The 18945-nt window shown below is 44.4% G+C and carries 17 protein-coding genes; 11 read left to right on the top strand and 6 right to left on the bottom strand.

From position 1 onward, the window contains the following. Positions 1-219: 219 nt before the first annotated feature. Positions 220-579, top strand: coding sequence for a PilZ domain-containing protein (locus tag GZN30_RS06645; protein ID WP_075649106.1), 360 nt, complete (start codon positions 220-222; stop codon positions 577-579). Between the two features lie 235 nt (positions 580-814). On the opposite strand, the gene rplY is transcribed toward GZN30_RS06645, so the two are convergent. After that, positions 815-1093, bottom strand: coding sequence for a 50S ribosomal protein L25 (gene rplY / locus GZN30_RS06640; protein WP_075649105.1), 279 nt, complete (start codon positions 1091-1093; stop codon positions 815-817). A gap of 385 nt (positions 1094-1478) precedes the next feature. Here rplY and GZN30_RS06635 point away from each other — a divergent pair, with 385 nt between their 5' ends. Both GZN30_RS06635 and GZN30_RS06630 read left to right on the top strand, forming a co-directional pair. Next, positions 1479-2207, top strand: a complete 729-nt coding sequence (locus tag GZN30_RS06635) for a glycosyltransferase family 2 protein (protein ID WP_075649104.1) — start codon at positions 1479-1481, stop codon at positions 2205-2207. Between the two features lie 18 nt (positions 2208-2225). Further along, positions 2226-3497 carry an LssY C-terminal domain-containing protein gene (locus GZN30_RS06630; RefSeq protein ID WP_075649103.1) on the top strand — a complete coding sequence of 424 codons (1272 nt, stop codon included), beginning with the start codon at positions 2226-2228 and terminating at the stop codon, positions 3495-3497. A gap of 164 nt (positions 3498-3661) precedes the next feature. On the opposite strand, the gene GZN30_RS06625 is transcribed toward GZN30_RS06630, so the two are convergent. Further along, entirely contained in the window at positions 3662-4549 is an 888-nt protein-coding gene (locus tag GZN30_RS06625) for a helix-turn-helix domain-containing protein (protein ID WP_075649102.1), read from the bottom strand. Between the two features lie 236 nt (positions 4550-4785). On the opposite strand from GZN30_RS06625, the gene GZN30_RS06620 reads away from it, so the two are divergent. From GZN30_RS06620 to GZN30_RS06605, 4 genes are all read left to right on the top strand, one after another. Beyond that, on the top strand, positions 4786-5976 hold the full coding sequence (locus GZN30_RS06620) for a sugar efflux transporter (RefSeq protein WP_075649101.1): 1191 nt from the start codon (positions 4786-4788) through the stop codon (positions 5974-5976). A gap of 323 nt (positions 5977-6299) precedes the next feature. After that, positions 6300-7712: a C45 family autoproteolytic acyltransferase/hydolase gene (locus tag GZN30_RS06615; RefSeq protein ID WP_075649100.1), complete on the top strand. Its 1413-nt coding sequence runs from the start codon at positions 6300-6302 to the stop codon at positions 7710-7712. 12 nt (positions 7713-7724) lie between these two features. Next, entirely contained in the window at positions 7725-9884 is a 2160-nt protein-coding gene (locus tag GZN30_RS06610) for a hybrid sensor histidine kinase/response regulator (RefSeq protein WP_075649099.1), read from the top strand. Positions 9885-9904: 20 nt separating this feature from the next. Then, on the top strand, positions 9905-10819 hold the full coding sequence (locus tag GZN30_RS06605) for a two-component system response regulator (RefSeq protein WP_075649098.1): 915 nt from the start codon (positions 9905-9907) through the stop codon (positions 10817-10819). 64 nt (positions 10820-10883) lie between these two features. On the opposite strand, the gene GZN30_RS06600 is transcribed toward GZN30_RS06605, so the two are convergent. The 4 genes from GZN30_RS06600 to GZN30_RS06585 form a co-directional block, all read right to left on the bottom strand. Continuing rightward, positions 10884-12224 (bottom strand): ATP-binding protein, encoded by a 1341-nt coding sequence (locus GZN30_RS06600; RefSeq protein WP_075649097.1) that lies wholly within the window; start codon positions 12222-12224, stop codon positions 10884-10886. Next, positions 12214-12873, bottom strand: coding sequence for a response regulator transcription factor (locus GZN30_RS06595; RefSeq protein WP_075649096.1), 660 nt, complete (start codon positions 12871-12873; stop codon positions 12214-12216). The genes GZN30_RS06600 and GZN30_RS06595 overlap by 11 nt, the downstream gene beginning before the upstream one ends. A 2-nt stretch (positions 12874-12875) precedes the next feature. Beyond that, a complete protein-coding gene (locus tag GZN30_RS06590; RefSeq protein WP_075649095.1) occupies positions 12876-13277 on the bottom strand; it encodes a PepSY domain-containing protein in 402 nt (133 codons plus the stop codon). Positions 13278-13430: 153 nt separating this feature from the next. After that, positions 13431-15167, bottom strand: a complete 1737-nt coding sequence (locus GZN30_RS06585) for a DEAD/DEAH box helicase (protein ID WP_075649094.1) — start codon at positions 15165-15167, stop codon at positions 13431-13433. Positions 15168-15294: 127 nt separating this feature from the next. Here GZN30_RS06585 and rsuA point away from each other — a divergent pair, with 127 nt between their 5' ends. The 4 genes from rsuA to GZN30_RS06565 all read left to right on the top strand — a co-directional run bounded on the left by rsuA (position 15295) and on the right by GZN30_RS06565 (position 18838). Then, positions 15295-15996, top strand: coding sequence for a 16S rRNA pseudouridine(516) synthase RsuA (rsuA, locus tag GZN30_RS06580; protein ID WP_075649122.1), 702 nt, complete (start codon positions 15295-15297; stop codon positions 15994-15996). A gap of 295 nt (positions 15997-16291) precedes the next feature. After that, positions 16292-17497, top strand: coding sequence for a Bcr/CflA family multidrug efflux MFS transporter (locus GZN30_RS06575; protein ID WP_075649093.1), 1206 nt, complete (start codon positions 16292-16294; stop codon positions 17495-17497). Next, positions 17497-18162: a DUF2913 family protein gene (locus GZN30_RS06570; RefSeq protein ID WP_075649092.1), complete on the top strand. Its 666-nt coding sequence runs from the start codon at positions 17497-17499 to the stop codon at positions 18160-18162. The genes GZN30_RS06575 and GZN30_RS06570 overlap by 1 nt, the downstream gene beginning before the upstream one ends. Positions 18163-18562: 400 nt before the next feature. Continuing rightward, on the top strand, positions 18563-18838 hold the full coding sequence (locus GZN30_RS06565) for a DUF4282 domain-containing protein (RefSeq protein WP_075649091.1): 276 nt from the start codon (positions 18563-18565) through the stop codon (positions 18836-18838). Positions 18839-18945 lie beyond the last annotated feature (107 nt).

Genomic DNA, 18945 nt, shown 5'->3' with positions numbered 1-18945 from the left:
CTGGAAGATAGGGAACAGGTGGCAATTTTATGAGTAACTCAGTTTATGTACAGCAATAGATTTTTGCGCAAAGAGAAGATTTCTTTTGTTAATCGCTCTTCCCATCTTAAATCTGATAAACCATTGTTAAATCAACGCTAAAGTTTGGTTTCTAATAGCCGATAGTTATAATACCAACTCACTACGAGTAACAAATAGTAAGTAACAAGGAAGTATTAAATGAACGATTATGTGCAGAAACGCCGGTATTATCGATTGAAATACCCACGCCGCGCTATGCCTGTCGTCAGTATCGATGAGCAGTTGTTTCATGTGAGTGAAATCTCAGAAAAGGGGATTCGCATTATCATGAACAATCTTGCCAGTTTGTATCGAGGTTTGACACTCACCGGTACGCTGAGTTTAGGCATCGAGAATCAAATTAAAGTAAAAGGGCAGATATTGCGCTTTGATGATAATGAAGTCATTTTGGAGCTTCATCAGGGACCGTCATTTAAAGATATGGTTGAGCAGCAACGCCATATCCGCAACAATTATCCTAAGCACTTTGCAAAGTTACGCAGCCAAGCAGTCCATTAATCACGGCTTGTTAATCCCTTTAATGTGAGTCCAATTAAAGAGGGAAGGGTACTTGTTAGATGCATCGACGCATTGGATGCAGTGAGTAGATAAAGTTTTTATACGCCAAAAACGGTGAAACCCCAGAGGTGGTAAATCTCTGGGGTTTCGAATTTTTTAGATATCTCGGTTGGTAAGTCCGATAATCTTTATGCAAAAGGTCTGGATTATCTCCGATTAATTCCTAATAAAGGAATTAGATGCGGATGAAGTCCATGTGCTCAACTTTTGGCTTGTAAGCGTGACGTTGAACGTCTTGTGGCTTAACTTTAACTTCAGCACCGTCGATAACTAGAACGATACCTTCGTAGAATTCAGGCTTGTCCATTTGGTTAACGATGTCGTTGTGGTTAAGAACGATTGATACTGGAGCTTCAGAACCACCGTAAACGATAGCAGGGAATTTACCAGCGTGACGTAGGCGGCGGCTCGCACCTTTACCTAGTTCAGTACGTACTACTGCTTCAAATTTCATAGTATTACTCTCGTAAAATAAGTATTGATTCCACGATACGATGCGACCTCATATCGTGCTAAACGCTGATGAGTAATTGGTAGTTACTCCAACAGCGAGCGCGGATACTATCACTCTCTACCTCCAAGAGCAATACCTTTGCCTTTCGTCAGCCCAGTTTATAGACGATAAAAGGCACTTATTTCACAAGTGGTTATATTATCTTCACTCAATCCATTTAACTGCCGGAAAAAGCGCCGCCTTCGTTTGTACGGCATCGTAAATTCTTTTTGCAATACAAAATACTGCAAAGATGAACCGTATCTGAACGGATAACTCACGATGGGTTAAGTTAGGCAGCGATAAGCTAGTCCCATAATCAGCCATCACCAAGAGGAAAAATAAGATGGGACCAGTAAGTATTGTAGTGATCACTCTTAATGAAGAAAAGCGTATTGGACGTTTACTGAACGACTTAAGTAAACAGACTCACCAAGAGTTCGAAGTGATTTTAGTGGATTCGAACAGCGAAGATAATACTCGCCAAGTCGCAGCCGCGTTTGAAGCATCATTACCGAAATTAACTATCCATAAAATGGAGACTCGCGGCGTTAGCCTAGGTCGCAATACTGGTGCGGCGATGGCGCAATATGAACGTATTCTATTCCTAGATGCCGATGTTCGCCTAGAGGGCAACTTTCTAGCCAATGCAATTAGCCAGTTAGAGGAGCAGCAGCTCGAGGTTGCGGGTGTGTACATGGGGGCGAAGAACTTACCTTTGGTTCACAAACTGGGTTACGGGTTGTTCAACCTAGGTCTGTTTATTACTCAGTATACTTTCCCTACCGCGGTAGGCGCCTGCATCTTTTCTACCAAACGTGTTCACAATGAGATTGGCGGGTTCGATTTGGCAATCACGCTCTGTGAAGATTGCGATTATGTGAAACGTGCAAGTAAGACCTGGCGTTTTCGCTTCCTAAAACTGACTTTCGGCTTTGACCCTCGCCGTTTAGATCAAGATGGTGTTTTCAAAATGGGGGCAACCTATCTCAAAGCTAATGTGCGCCGCTTTTTCTTTGGCGAGATGCGCAATAACGAAATGGAATACAAATTCGGTCACTACAAAGAACAATAATCGTTGTCGGGGCAGTAAATGTTTGATGGGATGAGTCTGTTTATAGGGGCATTGCTTGATGCCCTTATTGGTCCAAACTTGTTTGTACCTGGCGAGCCATTTTTGCTTGCGGCGGGTTATCAACTGCAACAAGGCTTATGGACGGGCGTACTGGCAGTGCTGCTAGGTGGGTTGATTGGTGATCATGCTAGCTATTGGATTGGACGTTATGTCGGACTACCTGCGCAAAAGAAACTAGTGAAATGGCAACCGAAAACGCGTCGCCCAATCGCTCGTTGTCGCCACCTTATGTATAAGAAAGGAAACTACGTGTTGGCGTTTGCGCGTTTACTTGGTCCGGTTGCTTGGGTGGTGCCGTTTATTGCTGGTACCAATAAGGTGACTTGGTCGCGTTTTGCTGTATTTAGCACGGTCGGTTTAATACTTGGTGTTGGGCAGTTTGTAATGTGGGGGTATTTACTCGCTTATGGTCTTGAGCAATTTCCACTGTTAAATCAAGTCAAATTAGTCTTGGTTGAACATCAGTACACTTTGCTGGCAATCATAGTCAGCCTGATATTTCTCTATGTTGGACGTAAGCTTCGCTGGCGTTTGTTGTTTACTAAGTTCTCCGCGGTGTTCTTTGCCTTGATGTTGTGGGCGAACTACAGTCACTTTTTTTTCTATTCAGATGATTTCGCAAAGGAGTCTCCACAAAGTGGCTCGACCAAGATCGTAGAGGTAAGCGATCTGGCTTACAAAGTGTACCCAGGTGTATCAAACATTTTTGATGCGCAGGCGATGAATGTGATGTTTATTGGCGAAAATCCAAGAGAGTTTATGCTGCAACTGGGTTGGATTGAGAACCAAACCTTTTCACGTAATGATATTGAGCTGAAAGATTATATTCGCTTGTTGCAGAACAAAACACCGCCGGTTTCCGATCTGTTTTGGAATAATCAGCCGCAAGAGATGGCGTTTCAGTTACCGGGCGATCTAATGCGTCGTAGCCATATCCGCTGGTGGCAAGCCGGAGTGGATTCTTCTACCCAGCAACCACTGTGGCTCGGCGCGCTAAGTTATGATGACGGCTTACAGTTAACGCCGTACTCAGGGATTGTCACGGTGCTGCATAGCGTCGACCCTAATGTCGACCAAGAGCGAGATAAGTTGGCGCAACAAGTGAGTAATCATTTCGTTGATCATCGAGTTGAACTCGCCGCACTCAGTGCCCCCGTGGTTTTAGACGAGGATCACGAGTATTACACAGATGGTCGCATCTTAGTGATTCACGATAGCCAAGCGCTTTAGCAAACAATTTAGTCGTGACTGTCCTCCAATTTAGTAGTGACTGTCCCTAGAAGGCACCTAGAAGGCATTTATGTCGACTGTCCTGTTAAGCGCTCTATTAAGCGCTTTTATTGTGACTGTCCTTTAAACTGCCGTTAAAACAGAGCTTCCTCCGTGGGCAGTGGTCAGTCGAATTGCGAGCGAAAGTCTGAAGGTGTCATCCCTTTAAGTGACTTAAATTGGCGATTAAAGTTTGAGATGTTATTAAACCCTGCTTGCTCGGCGATAATCGCGACTGAGAGTGGGGTATTGACGAGCATCTCGCACGCTTTACCAATGCGGAAACGTTTGAGATGCTCAGAAAAGCTTTCAACAAAATGGCGTTCAAATAATCGATAAGCGGAACTTTCACTGATATGAAGCGTTTGGCATAAATCATCAATCTTGATCTGCTTTGCGTAGTTCTGCTCAATAAACTGACGTGCCATCTCGACGCGACGCGTCGACTCATCATCCATGTTGGCGTTGTGTAAACCGTAAGCATGCAGCGACAATTTACTTGAGGTCTCATCATCTGCTAATGCACACAGTGCTTGTAGCACCCGAAGAAATTGGTGATGAGGTTCATGACGCTCAATATCACTCAGCAGTTGATGGACATATTCAGCGGTTTCTTGGCTGAACTGCAAGCCGTATGAAGCTCGTTGAAGTAAGCGTGTGAGGTTCTTCAGTTCAGGAAAGGTTTCAATCAGTGACTCAACCCATTGGTGGCGAAACCAAAAGATTAATGAATGGTGACCACGCTCAATATCACCATCTATATTGCCTATCAACATATGAGGCAGACCTGGTCCATACAGCAACAAACTGTTATGGGTGATTTCGCCAATGCCATCCCCGGCAAAATACCGACCTTTAAATACGCCATTTTGATCTCGATAGAGTACCAATTCATATTCGGTGTGGTAGTGCCACGAGCAAGTGAATTCCTCTTTTTTAACTCGGCAGTGGTACTCCTTCACCTTCCAGTTAAAGTTGTTTTCATTGAGTACATTTTCAATGGTTGGCTTCATTCCTAACTCCTTAGCATGAAGAGAATTTACTCTATGAGGTTTGCTCTATTCAGTCAATTAAATGGATTAATATGAAGGAATTGTATTACTTGTTGGTGGATAGTCATTACTAGGTTCTTGAAAATTATTATTAAACTGCCTGCGTACAATATCAAAGCATTCAAAAGCGAATTGGATGCGATTTATGTGCACCATCAAGAAAAGCTGCGCATGAATATAAAGGTTAGGAGAGAGTTATGTTCAAGACCAAAGAGGCATTGATCTTCCTGTTGATGGCTTTTGCTACAGGGATTAGTGGTTCGTTTTTTTACCCACTTTCGAGTCTATTTATCATCGAAGCCTTGGGTGCCAGTCCGGCGATGTTAAGCGTTTATATGATTTTGTCGATTGTATCGTCGGTTTCAGTTTCACAAATCATAGCAGCGAAGTCAGATAATGGTTGGAATCGTAAAAATATTCTGTTGTTTGCCTTGAGTTGTTACCTCATCACAGTGGTTGGTTTTAGCTTCATTCGCGATTACTACTGGGCAGTTGCCTTCTCGATGGTTTTTGGTGCGTTGAGTGGGGCAGGGTTTGGTCAACTGTTTGCGCTAGGACGTGAGTATGCGGATGAGCACATTGAGGATAGCACGACGTTTTTGTCGGTGATGCGTGCCGGTATTGCTATCGCTTGGGTTGTTGGTCCCCCAATCGCCTTTATATTAAAAGGCTCATTTGGATTTAGCGCGTCCTTCTTAGCAGCGGGCGGCGCCACTTTAATTTCAGTGCTGCTTGGAATGCGCTATCTACCGAGTAGTGTGATTGCAAATGAAGAAAAACAGCAAGATAACAAGCAAGGTCCGGTTGGTTTTATTGTCGCTCTCTTCTGTGTTGCTCTGGTTTTTATGTTCAGCGCCAATAACCTTTATGTTATCACCATGCCGCTCTACCTCTCACAAGAGCTTAAAGTAGCAGCGAGTTGGGTCGGTTATATGTTCGGTATGGCGGCGTTATGTGAGATCCCATTCATGCTTAAAGCTGGTCGGTTAGCAGCTCGTTTCGGTACGATGAAATTACTCGCGTTGTCTTTGGTGTGCGGTTGTCTGTTCTTTGTTGCGATGTTAAATGTCACTGAGTTCTGGCAATTACTTAGCATCCAGTTATTAAATGGTGTGTTCATCGGTTTAACTGCAACGCTGGGTATGGTGGCGTTGCAAGATATGATGCGCGATAGGCTCGGAACGGCTTCGACGCTATTTTCGAGTTTACTCCAGGTATCTATGTTGATCTCTAGCCTCAGCATTGGTTTTGTCGGAGAAATGTTTAACTACTACAGCGCATTTTATGTTTCATTAACTTTAGCAGTAAGTTCTTTGGTATTAATTTCATACTTTGTGGTTAAAGAGAATCGAGAGAGTCAAACTGACTTAGTTGAGCAAGCTAGCTAAGTGGACCACTTAAGAGGGCTCAATGAGTGGCTGAGCCCTTTTTAATCCCCCTGATTTTGCGATGTTTTTCCCCGCCTTATAGATTTATTTATTGTTATTTCCCCAAATCCCCACGTCATGATAGTGCCTGATGTGGCACATAAAACTTTCGTCGAATATTGCATCTGCTATTTTATGAAATCGATGCAATATACACGCGACCTAATAGGAAAGTTGTCTCACATCACGCTTATACCGATTGCTACCTTGGCAAAGTGGACAAAGTTGTTTGATTTAATTACAAATACTTTTATCAATTCTTTAAACAGGCATTAACAATTGTTATGGATAACTACCTGAATTCAGCGTCTCTTCGAGAGCAACAGGGCATCAAAATTGTCCGTTTAGCAGGTACTCATTATGAAATGGGTTACCAACATGGCTATTTGTTGGCTGAACCCATTTCAGTTATGTTGAATCAAACTATGCCTGCTGCTGTGGCTGTGATAGCTAAGACGCTCCATTCTTCCTGGGAAGATGCGTGGCAAAAATATCTTTCTGGCGCAGCTGTCGCTGAAAAATTTGTACCTGATTGTCTTTTGTCTGAAATGCAAGGCATTGCGGATGGAGCAACAGCAGCTGGCTATCCCACGACGTTAGAGCAAATTCGCACTTGGAATACGATGTATGATCAATGGTGCATTTATGCTCACCCTCACTTTTGGAATGTGGATGACCCAGAGACAAAAGGTCAGTTTCATGAACATGGACCAGGCACCAGAATATTAGCGGGTGCTGGTTGCAGTAGTTTTTCTGCTTGGGGTAAACAAGTAGGCGGAAACGGTTCAATGATCTTTTGTAAAAATGAAGATAATCTAAACTTACCCGGTCAACTCGAACATCGTTATATGTTCGTTTGTGCGCCCAAAGAGGGTATTGCTCACCTTTATTTAGCTTTCCCGGGGATGGTTGGTTTTGATGGCGGATTTAATGCCAAAGGTATTAGTGTCATGACGCAGTATGACGCATCGATCCACGAAACTATGGCGGGTTATGGTTTAGGGGTTTTGACCCGGCTTGCTCTGTTGAATGGGCATGATTTGTCGTCGGCACTAGAAGAGTTTAGAAGCAACCCTCGTCGCACCGGCATCGCGTATCATTGTGCGGATGCAAAAAACAAACAAGCTGCGGTTATCGAGTGTTCCGCAAAAGTGACTACAGAACGTTATCCATTAATGAATACCGAGAGTTTGTGGCAAGCGAATCATTCGATTTGCTATCCAGGTTACATGGGCTATTCTGGTTACAACTATGTGCAGGACCAGCAGCTCGTTTATGAACTCGACGACGTGTCATCTGTAGGCGACTATCTCACCAGTTTGAAGGCGCCGTATAATTTTGTCGTACCAGCCCCAAGTCGTTTTGAACGTTACGATCAGTTACTTCACCAACATTACGGAAAGATTGATCTCGAGATAGCGAAGGAAATAATGTGCGATCGCTATGATCCATATACTCGTCAAGAGCGCGCAGCCAACTCACCTTCATACACTAACAATATATTGGCGACAATTAGTGCGTATTATCCTGAAGAAAAATTTTCAGCGCCTTATGGTGACTTCTATGCCGGTGTCGCCAACCTTTGGTGTTTAGTTACTAAACCAGATAGTGGTGACTTTTTGCTTGCGATTGATGATTTCCCTGCCAACCAAGGGGAATTTAAGTCGTTTAACTTCTTCGAACTATTGGAAGCATAGAGAGTGTTTGCTATGACTGAGTCTGTATACGACCCGCAGCCCAATGGCGTGATAGGTGTTGATGAGCAAGGTGTTATCATTGACATCAACCAAGCGGCATACCGAGTCGATATTTGGAAAGTGCGCCCATCTGTTGGTGCCACACTGGCTGAGTGCTTACAACAGCAACAGGTTAAACGTTGGCATTTAAAACAGGAGAGCGGCGCGATTCAATGGCAAGATGGGACAGGCAAGTTTTGGCAAATCGAATGCTTACCAATGGGCTCGAATCAGCTTTTATGGTTAACCGAACAAACGGAAAAGATAAAACTTAAAGCACAGGTTGAGCATCTTCAGCATGATATTGAGCGTCTCGACTATGCTGCACAAGGGGCGAATCTTGGGATATGGGATTTCAACCCACTAGAAGGCAAGATTATCGCTAACCGAACTTGGGCGACACAGAAGAAGCTTGAGACTTCGGATGTATTCGTCGATGGTCAGCTGTTCTCCGAAATCGTTAATGGTATTGAAAGATGGGCGACGTTAGTGCATCCCGATGATATTGAGCCCACTCAGCAGAAAATTAAAGATCACTTAGAAGGTAAAACGGACTTGTATCATGCCGAGTTCCGAGTTCAATGCGGTGATGGTGGCTGGAAATGGATTCTCGATCAGGGCAAAGTCTTCGAGCGAGATGATCAGGGCGCTCCTGTGCGTATGAATGGTATCCATGTTGATGTGGATAAGCTAAAAGCTTTACAGCAGAAGTTATCGAAAACCAAAGAGAAGGCAGAAGTTGCCAATCGAGCGAAATCAATATTTTTAGCGAATATGAGCCACGAACTGCGTACCCCTCTTAACGCGATATTAGGCTACTCGCAGTTGATGAAAACGGAACCTAATTTACCGATTAAGCATAAAGAGTATCTCGATATTATTAATCGCTCTGGCGAGCATCTTTTAGCCTTGATTAATAATGTACTGGATATGTCTAAAATTGATGCTGGTTATAATGTTGCAGAATTGAAGTGGTTCAATTTGCGTGAGATGGTCGAAGAGGTCGTCGACTTAATGCAAATGAAAGCGAGTCAGAAGCAGCTGCATTTTGTGGCTGAGATTGCCCCAAGCGTTCCGAGTTTTGTCCAAGGTGATGCCGTGAAAACCCGCCAAGTATTGATTAACTTGCTTGGAAATGCGATTAAATTCACCGAAGTTGGGCATGTAAAATTAACGCTTGAGGCTAAAGCCTCTCCCGATGGTAACAACCGTATCAAATTCGAAATATGTGATAGTGGGATTGGTATTGCTCCTGAAGATCTCAGTCGTATCTTTATCCCGTTTGAACAGGTCGCGTCATTATCAACACAGAATGGTACAGGACTTGGTTTAAGTATCAGTAAACAATTTGTCGATTTGATGGGGGGAGATCTCGATGTGGCAAGTCAGCTCAATCATGGCACTACGTTTAGTTTTAGCCTTGACTTACTCGCATCAGATTGGGTTGATCAACCGATATTATCGCCAAGTCAGCAAATTAAAAAGTTAAGTGAAAACAGCTGGATTCCCAAGATACTGATTGCAGAAGACCAAACAGATAATCAGGCGTTGCTGAGCACACTGTTAACTCAAGCTGGCTTTAAGGTCAAAATCGCTCAAGATGGTGAAGAGGCGGTTACGCTATTCCAGCACTGGCAGCCAGATTTTATTTGGATGGATCGTCGTATGCCTAAGATGGATGGCTTAGAGGCAACGCGAGCAATACGACAATTGCCTAATGGCTTGGATGTGAAAATTGTCGCGCTGACAGCCAGTGTTTTTAATGATGAGATTGAACAGATGCTTAAGGCAGGAATGGACGATTTTGCTCGTAAGCCATACCAAGCTCAAACGTTGTTTATGTTGTTGCAAAAGCATTTAGAGGTTGAATATGAATATTTTCAAGAGACTCAACCAGCGAAGGAATATGGTCAACTGCAAGCTAGTGAGATTGAGTTAGCGTGTGATCTCGCCTTCGCGAAGGAAATCTTAGCGGCAATTGCGCTTGGCGATCAGCAGCGTTTGTTGGAACAATTCCAGAACGAAGCGGTTTTTGATGGTATGCGTTCAGAGCTGTTAGGTTTAGCCGAGTCCTACCAGTTTGATGAATTGTACGAATTATTTGGCTTTGCTGCTGAATCAGACAGTGCTTAGAAAATCAGGGGGTGACAAACATGCCTTATGAAGACGCTAAAATTGAAGTGTTGATAGTGGATGATACTATCGACAATATCAAACTGCTCGATGATTTACTTAGTGCCGAGGGTTATAAAGTCACTGGCGCTCCGAGTGGCAGTGCTGCGTTACGTATTTGCCAACATAAAGATATCGATCTTATTTTGCTGGATATCATGATGCCTAAAATGGACGGCTACGAAGTGTGCTCACATTTGAAAGCCAGTGCTAGAACGCAAGATATTCCGATTATTTTCCTCAGTGCGTTGGATAGCACACAAGATAAAGTGAGAGCTTTTCAGGTCGGTGGTGTTGATTATATTCAAAAGCCATTTGAAGCCTTGGAAGTGCTAGCAAGAGTGAAAAATCACACTGACATATTACTTTTGCGGCGCAAATTGCTTAAACAAAACAGAGAACTAAAGAAGCTTGCTCATACAGACGGACTAACGGGGTTACTCAATCGTCGCAGAATGACGGAGCTTTTAGAGCAACAAGCAAACTACTGTGTGATTCTTTTTGATGTCGACAATTTTAAATACATCAATGATAAATATGGTCATCAGCGTGGCGATGAAGAGTTAATTGAATTTGCGAGTTTGACTGAAGAGATTGTCGCTCACAAAGGGTATATATCTCGGTGGGGTGGGGAAGAGTTTTTAGTCTTATTGCCCGAGTGTGATATAGAGGAAGCGAAAACTATTGCCCAGTCACTACAAAAGACTTTTTCGGGCTCTAAGCAAGTCTGCTCTACTGCCAGTTTTGGTGTGGTTGATAATCAAAGTGCAGGCAGCTTTTCATCTGTGGTTCAGGCTGCTGACCAAGCAATGTACCAAGGCAAGAATCAGGTCGTTATTTGGCAAGAAGAGCGGCAAGAAGAGCGACAGCAAGAGGAAGAACCGCATACCTCTTAAAGCTCTCGGCTTTACCACACGCTGTGGTGATAAAGCCGAGTAGAAGGGGGGAGTACTGCGCAGTTTAGTGGCTGAGTTTCATCGTCAGCATGGCTTTTAAACCGCCCATTGAGCTTTTGCTTAAATGCAGTGTACCGCGATAGCTGTGCGCCATTTCACTTACGATGTTCAAGCCGAGTCCCGTGCCTGGTGTGGTCTCATCCAAGCGAACACCGCGTTTGACTACGTTGTCAAATTGCTCATCTGGAATCCCAGGACCATCATCTTCAATGATGATATTGATATTGTTGGCATCCACAGGTTCGGCATAAACACGAATGATACTATTCGCCCACTTATAACCATTTTCCAGTAGGTTACCCACCATCTCATCAAGATCGGTCTGTTCGACAGAAACTTCAAGATCGGAATCAATCTCATTGATTAGTGTTACTTCACGCTCAGCGTAAACTTTATCAAATGCCATTGAGATTGCGTCAATACGTTCGGCTGGAGAGGCTTTCACGGAGAGTATATTCATCGAGCCTGCCATACGAGCGCGACCCAAGTGATAATCGATTTGACCTTGAATTTGATCAACAGGCTCACGTAGCGGCGCTTGTTTATCTTGCGGCAGGTGCTGAATCTCATTTTTTAGCACTGAAAGTGGTGTTTTTAAGGCGTGTGATAGATTACCTGCGTGATGTCGAGCGCGTTCCAACAATTCCTGATAGTGGAACAGTAAGGCGTTTAAGTCGGAAACCACAGGTGCAATATCTCGTGGGTAGTCATCGCCTAATGCTGTACGCTTGCCTAGACGGAGTTGGCTCAACTCACGGTGCATTTTGGTGAGCGGGCTCAGTGACCAAGCGATTTGCAAAAAGATCACCGCTAACACGCCAAAATAGAGTAGGGCAAGAATGATCCACAACTCACCCATTAGATCCGCGACCGTATCTTCAATTGGCTGCTCATCAATACCGATCAAAATTGAAATTGGTTTGTTGTACTCAGGGAAGTAGAGCGAGTTCTCGATATAGATCAGGGGCTCTTCTCTGGCACCAAAAGCCTGCGCTTTTTTCTGTTTAAAATCGATGGTGCGATCCCACAAAGAACGGGAGCGAATTTGACTATCGTCAGTAGAAGCAGACCAGTATAAACCGCTATAAGGTTGGTTGAATCGAGGATCGGAAAGTTGAGTCGACAGTGTTAGTTGACCGTTCTTATCCACCTCAAGGTTCGCCGTTATTTCGTCCATGTAGATGGAGAGTTGCGACTTAGTGTCCGCGACCATGTAGTTATACACTTGGCTTGGCACAGTTACACCAGCGGCAATGATCATTGCAGTCAGCCAGACAACAGCCGCCAGTACAAGGCGGCTTTTCAAGCTAAGCTGTTTGATTAAAGACAGCTTTTTACTCGGCATTCAGTTGGTATCCCAAACCACGGACAGTTTTAATTACGTTTGGCGCAATCTTTTTACGGATGCGACCAATAAACACTTCAATCGTGTTTGAGTCACGGTCGAAGTCTTGCTTATAGATATGCTCAACCAGTTCGGTACGAGAAATCACTTTGTCAGCGTTATGCATAAAGTAGGCGACAACTTTATATTCAAGCGCTGTTAAGCTTACCGCTTCACCTTGCCACATCACTTTCGATGTACGTGTATCAAGGCTCAGGTTGCCCACTTGCATGATTGGTGACGCATTGCCCGACGCGCGGCGTAATTGAGCGCGAATACGCGCTGTTAGCTCAACCATCTCAAATGGTTTGGTGAGGTAGTCATCCGCGCCGGCGTTGAGACCTTCAACGCGTTGAGTGAGCGTGTCACGCGCACTCAGAATCACTACTGGCGTATTGATATTCTCATCTCGAATGCCTTTCAGTACCGTTAAACCATCGATTTTCGGCAGACCAAGATCGAGTACAATGACGTCCCACTCTTCTGACGTGGCACGATAAAGCGCATCGATACCATCTTGAGCAAGCTCTGGCACCCAACCAGTTTGTTCAAGTGCTTCAATAATTTGTTCGCCCAAACGAGGCTCGTCTTCCACTACAAGTATTTTCATTATTAGTCTTCTGTATTTTTGAATGCTTTTTTAATGTTACGACCGCGAATTTCTATCATTTCCAAGGTTTCCGCGTTGTACTCAACCTTGATGATATTGTTGTTATAGTTAATTTTTAGCTCATAAACCCAAATATCGTCGTCTTCTTCGAGTTCTACTTTGATAATTCGCCCATGCAGATCACGTTCTACGGCTGCGTACATTTCAGAGAATGGACGAATGTAGCCTTTCTTCACCGCTTCGTAGACTTCGTCTTGATCTTCTTCAAATTCAACCTTGGTGCCTGGCTTTTCAACGTCACGAACCAGATCATGACCATTGTCATGCTTATGGGCATAGCTAGGGAAGGCGAGTATGCTACACCCAGCAAGTGCGATAAGGCTGATGAACAGCTTTTTAAACATAGCGTTACCTTTGCTCAAATTTTCTATTCGTTGGGAGATGCAGTGATAAAAACCGCCTACTCCAGCATTGGATGTATTATAGAGATTTCAACATGAACACAAAGTGAATCAAGCTAGATTTACCGCTTTATGTTGATTTTGTTGTCGCTAACCTTATTTGAGTTCATCGGCAAAAATACGATCGCGCATTTTCCAAAAACGCCCAACTTTACGCGCTATCACAAACTGTGGCGGACGAAATCTATGCTGGTGGGCTACCACTTTACTGGGCGATGATTCCTCAAACGGGCGGTGCTTGTCAGCCAAATGAGGGCGAACAAATTGCGCATGAAAACGCTCTTTTTGCTTAGCGGTAGTCAAAGACCAAAACTCATGCACTGCCGCTTGATTGTCACCTCGATAGGTTACCTTGAGTTGGTTCTTGCCTTTGTCGTCTTTGAAGGTCGACAGTTCCATCTCTATACACTCGAAAACCAGCGCGTCTTTGAGGTTTAATGCCTCTTTAAGCTTTTTGTCTGGGTCGACAAGGGTTGCATCACATTCGTGACAAATGCGTGCGGCGATATCGTTGTCTGCACCACACTCACCGCAGTATTTGGCTCGGAAGCGGTAGCCACAGTGTTCACGCTCACCGGTTTCGTCATCTTCAAAATAGCCTTGGCAACGTCGACCAAAGTGTTCGAGCAAAAAGCCGTTACTGTCCAGTTTGCCCCAGAAGTTATTGTTAAAACCGCATGCAGGGCACGGAATAGTAATGATTTCGCTATCAGAGTCCGGCTTTGGATTGCCAACTTCAGGTTGATACAAATCATAGCTATTACCTGCGTAGTCCAGCACCAGACATTCATCTTTACCTGGTGATAAGCGCAAGCCGCGCCCGACAATCTGTTGGTACAAGCTAATCGACTCGGTTGGACGTAAGATTGCTATTAGGTCAACGTGCGGCGCATCAAAGCCAGTGGTGAGTACCGATACGTTAACCAAGTACTTGATCTTTTGATCTTTGAACTGCTGGATGATGGCGTCACGCTCAGGTGTCGGCGTATCGCCGATAACAATCGCGGCTTGTCCTTCCGGCAGCAAACTGAAGATTTCCTGCGCGTGGCGCACCGTTGCTGCGAATACCATGATGCCCAGCTTTTGTGACGACAAGTGGATGATCTGTTCGACAATTTGTGGCGTGGCGCGTTTGGCTTGATCGATCACCATATCCAGCTCTGACTCTTTATAGCGTCCGGTGCTGGCAGGTTTTAATTGTGAGAAATCATAGCTCAGTACTGGGGCATCCATCATTTTTGCATGAGTGAGAAAACCTTCATCCAGCAGGTAGCGAATGGGCAGCTCAAAAATACAGTCACGGAAGAAGCGCGCTTCTTCACTGCGGACTTGTCCTCGCGTGTGATATTGGTAGATCCAGCCGATGCCAAGACGATAAGGTGTTGCGGTAAGTCCAAGAACTTTTATACCCGGATTCAGCTCGCGTAAGTGGCTGATCACCTTCTGATAGCTAGAGTTTTTCTCTTCTGGCACTCGGTGACATTCGTCGATAACCAATAGCGAGAATTGATCTTTAAACGCGTCAAGATTGCGCACCACAGACTGCACTGAGGCAAACACCACTTGTTGATCGGTTTCTTTACGCCCAAGACCGGCAGAAAAAATAGCGCCAGTTAAACCATAGCCTTCATACTTTGCATGGTTTTGCTCAACCAATTCTTTTACGTGCGCAAGTACCAAGACGCGCCCTTTGGCTAAGCGAGCAAGCTCTGCAATAACAAGGCTTTTGCCGGCTCCCGTTGGTAATACGATGACCGCAGGTGTCGAGTGTTTACGAAAGTAGTGGATTACCGCTTTAACGGAATCGGCTTGATAGGGGCGCAGGGTGTACATAAATTCTGTGAAATAGCTCAACTATTTGTTTTAGGCGCACTATAATAGCGCAGCTAACTAAGTTGAGGTATCCATGCAGGCAAATAAAACGCAGCCAAATAAAGCGCAAGCAAACAAATTACAGCAAGTGCGTTTGGACAAATTTCTGTGTGACGCGCTCGGTGCGACACGTAAAGAAGCAACCAAAATCATCAAAAGCGGTGAAGTGACGGTAAACGAGCAAGTGATTAAAAGCGGCGCGGTTAAGGTTACAACTGAATGTGTGGTGGAGTGGCAAGGTCGAGAGATCCAACTGCAAGGTCCACGTTACATCATGTTGTATAAGCCGGATGGATTTGTTTGTTCACACGAAGATGGTTTTAACCATACAGCGTTTGTTCTGCTTGATGAAGTGAAAATGGAAGATTTGCACTTTGCCGGTCGCCTTGACGTGGATACCACGGGTTTGGTTTTGATTACCGATGACGGTCAATGGTCACACCGAATCACGTCACCAAAGCATAAATGTGCCAAGACTTACCGTGTATGGCTGGCAGATGCAATTGGTGATGATTATGCAGAGAAACTGGCGCAAGGTATTGAATTACGTAATGAGAAAGAAGCCACGTTGCCTGCAACGATGGAAATCGTCGATGCGTCTAACAATGAACTGTTGCTAACTATCACGGAAGGTAAGTATCACCAAGTAAAACGCATGTTTGCTGCTCTAGGTAATAAAGTTGATCAACTGCACCGTGAGCGCATTGGCGACATCGTTCTGGATGAAGATCTGGAGCCGGGTGAGTACCGTTACCTAACTCAAGAAGAAATTGATTCAATTTGGAAATAAATCTTCAGTAATTCATCACTCGAAATGAGTGGTGATGTGCTGGGTTAAAAATAATCAAATCAACAGGCTATTTAATTGATTTAAGCACTAGTAATTTTTGTGATTTTCATCGAGGATAGACTGTTAACCGAGTGACATGGGTTTTAAATTTGAACGTTAGACTCTCCAAAATAATTATTCTCGTCAGCGTTCATTTTTAGAGTTACTTGGTATATCCCATTGGAATGGGTTTGTCTCAATTTTGCTAAGTTGCAGCAAGGATCGCCGCAGCTGAAATGCAACCATTAGGAGACGTATGTCTAACACTGCAACACAACAAGCCAGTGCCCCACAAATCAGTTTTTTATTGTTTTTAGTCTTGGGTGCAATTGGCGCTTTAACGCCGTTAGCTATTGATATGTACTTACCCGCTATGCCGACTATCGCGCGCGATTTAGGCGTAGGGGCTGGTGAAGTTCAGTTTACCTTAACGGCTTATACCGCGGGATTCGCACTAGGTCAGTTGATTCATGGTCCACTAGCAGACAGTTTTGGTCGCAGACCTGTGTTGCTGCTAGGCGTGCTGTTTTTTGGCTTCGCCTCAGTCGTCAGTGCAACGACTAACGGCATTGATGCGCTTACCTTGGTTCGTACTGCACAAGGTTTCGCGGGTGCTGCCGCTGCGGTCATCATCCAAGCGGTGGTGCGCGATATGTTCGATCGTGAAGATTTTGCACGTGCCATGTCGTTTGTCACGCTGGTCATCACCATTGCGCCACTTATCGCGCCGATGATCGGTGGTTACCTGGCGATTTGGTTTGGCTGGCGCTCGATTTTCTGGGTGCTGGCGATTTTTGCCGCGATTGTGATCGTGTTGGTGCTGTGGAAAATCCCAGAAACCTTGACTGCCGAAAAACGCCAACCACTGCGTCTCGCGACGACGCTGCGCAACTATATACGTTTATGTCGTAACCCAGTCGGTATGGGGCTTGTGCTATCAGGCGCGTTTTCATTCGCTGGTATGTTTGCCTTCTTAACTGCAGGTTCGTTTGTTTACATCGATATTTACGGTGTGCGCCCAGATCATTTTGGTTACCTATTTGGTCTTAACATTGTCGCGATGATCATCATGACCAGCATTAATGGTCGTTTGGTGAAAAAAGTCGGCTCACATGCAATGTTGCGCTTTGGTCTATGGGTACAACTCGCAGCGGGTGTTGGTTTGTTCGTTGCCTGGTGGTTTGACCTAGGTTTATGGGGCATTGTTCTTTTTGTGGTGATGTACATTGGTACATTATCTACCATTGGTAGTAACGCGATGGCGCTGCTATTAAGTGGTTATCCAACCATGGCGGGTACCGCGTCTTCCTTAGCGGGTACCTTACGTTTTGGTATTGGTTCAATTATCGGTGCGGTTGTCGCAGCGTTGCCAAATGGCGTCGCTTGGCCGATGATTTTAGTTATGACGGCATGCTCAGTTTTGTCTGCCGCGTTTTATTGGTTATACGGAAGAAAGGCTTAATGGCTGAATATACAGTTGAAATTCAAAAGTTGGTAAATGCTGCGTTAGAAGAGATCCACGCAGAGCATCAAGCAAAGAAATTGGTTAATGCACCAGTGGCAAACAACAATTTCATGATTCGCTGGGTGACAAAAGCATTAAAAGGCCAACGATTTCATCGTTGTGTGGTTGATGATTTGACTGGTTGGCAGAAAGCTGGTCGCACCAAAGGGAACGCATCAAACTTAATGTTTACCTTTGAGCGTATTTCGTCATTCTATAAAGACTTCTTCCCAGAAGACCAAGATACGCAAGCGATCAAAGATCGCGATATTGACGCTTTTATCGATGCAATGGAGGAGTCGGGTTGGGAAGTGACAACTTCTGAACCTTTGGTTGGTGTGGGTAAGGTGCAAATTTTTACTGAGGGACCAAACTCGCTAGCATTGTGTACTGAACAGTGCGACAACTGTTTTGATGGCGAATTACTGGTAAAACCAATGAGCTGGTTTGTACGCGGTAATCATGCAGAATTCGTTGATGCGGCTGCGAAAGCAGGCTTTATGGTGCATAAAGTGACCGACTACAAATCAAACGTGAAATATCACGGAGAGTACTTGGTGTTCCCTGACAATAAAGGGACACAATTGGCTGAGATTCCAATTAACTACCAAGTTGCGAAATAATCAAAAATTATCACGGTATATGAAGCTTCCCTCGGGAAGCTTTTTTTGTGTCTTATGAACTTAGCCTTGTAGGGACAGGCACGTGTTGGGGAATTGGTATCGGGACAGACATGTTAACAGCAAAGAATAATCCTTATAGGGACAGACATATTAAGGGGAATTAGTAGGAGTTTTTTATAGCGGGGTTTCTTAAAGGGACAGACACGCTAACGATTGTTTTTAATGCCTTTAAATGCGTGCTACTGCACGTTTATGACTCTATTCGTATGAGCCTGATATCTGGTAATTTAGTTTAGGTTTGACCTCGACTAGCGTCTGAACTGACGATGATAGGCAGGAGACTTGAATCGCGGAGATATCAAACCGGCTAGTTTATTTATACTCGTAAGGAAACATTAAAATGAAATCGGTTTTGTCTTTTGACTCGATGCTTACACCTAAATTAGTAACAGGCTTATACTGGTTGTTGCTACTAGGTTCTTTTATTTCTGGTCTGGCGACCATGTTTGGTGGGTATGGTGGCTTTACGTTGCAGAAGTTTCTACTTGGTCTTGCAACGATTGTTGGTGGCGCCATTGTATCAAGGATATGGTGTGAGTTAATGATTGTTATTTTTAAGATCAATGAAAACTTGCAGTTCTTGAAAGAAACCAGAAAGGATTCAGAGCAGGAATAGCCCGTAGATAATCCACAGAGGTTTTGGTGCTTAAGTGGCAGTACCGAAGTGACAGAGCCTAAGCTTGGATGGCTAAAATTGGTAGCGCTCGTTGATTTTATCGAGCA

Origin of the sequence: Vibrio ponticus, from assembly GCF_009938225.1 — a bacterium.
GTDB lineage: Bacteria > Pseudomonadota > Gammaproteobacteria > Enterobacterales > Vibrionaceae > Vibrio > Vibrio ponticus.
The sequence above is the reverse complement of the archived record's forward strand: the minus strand, read 5'-3'. Positions and strand labels throughout refer to the sequence as shown.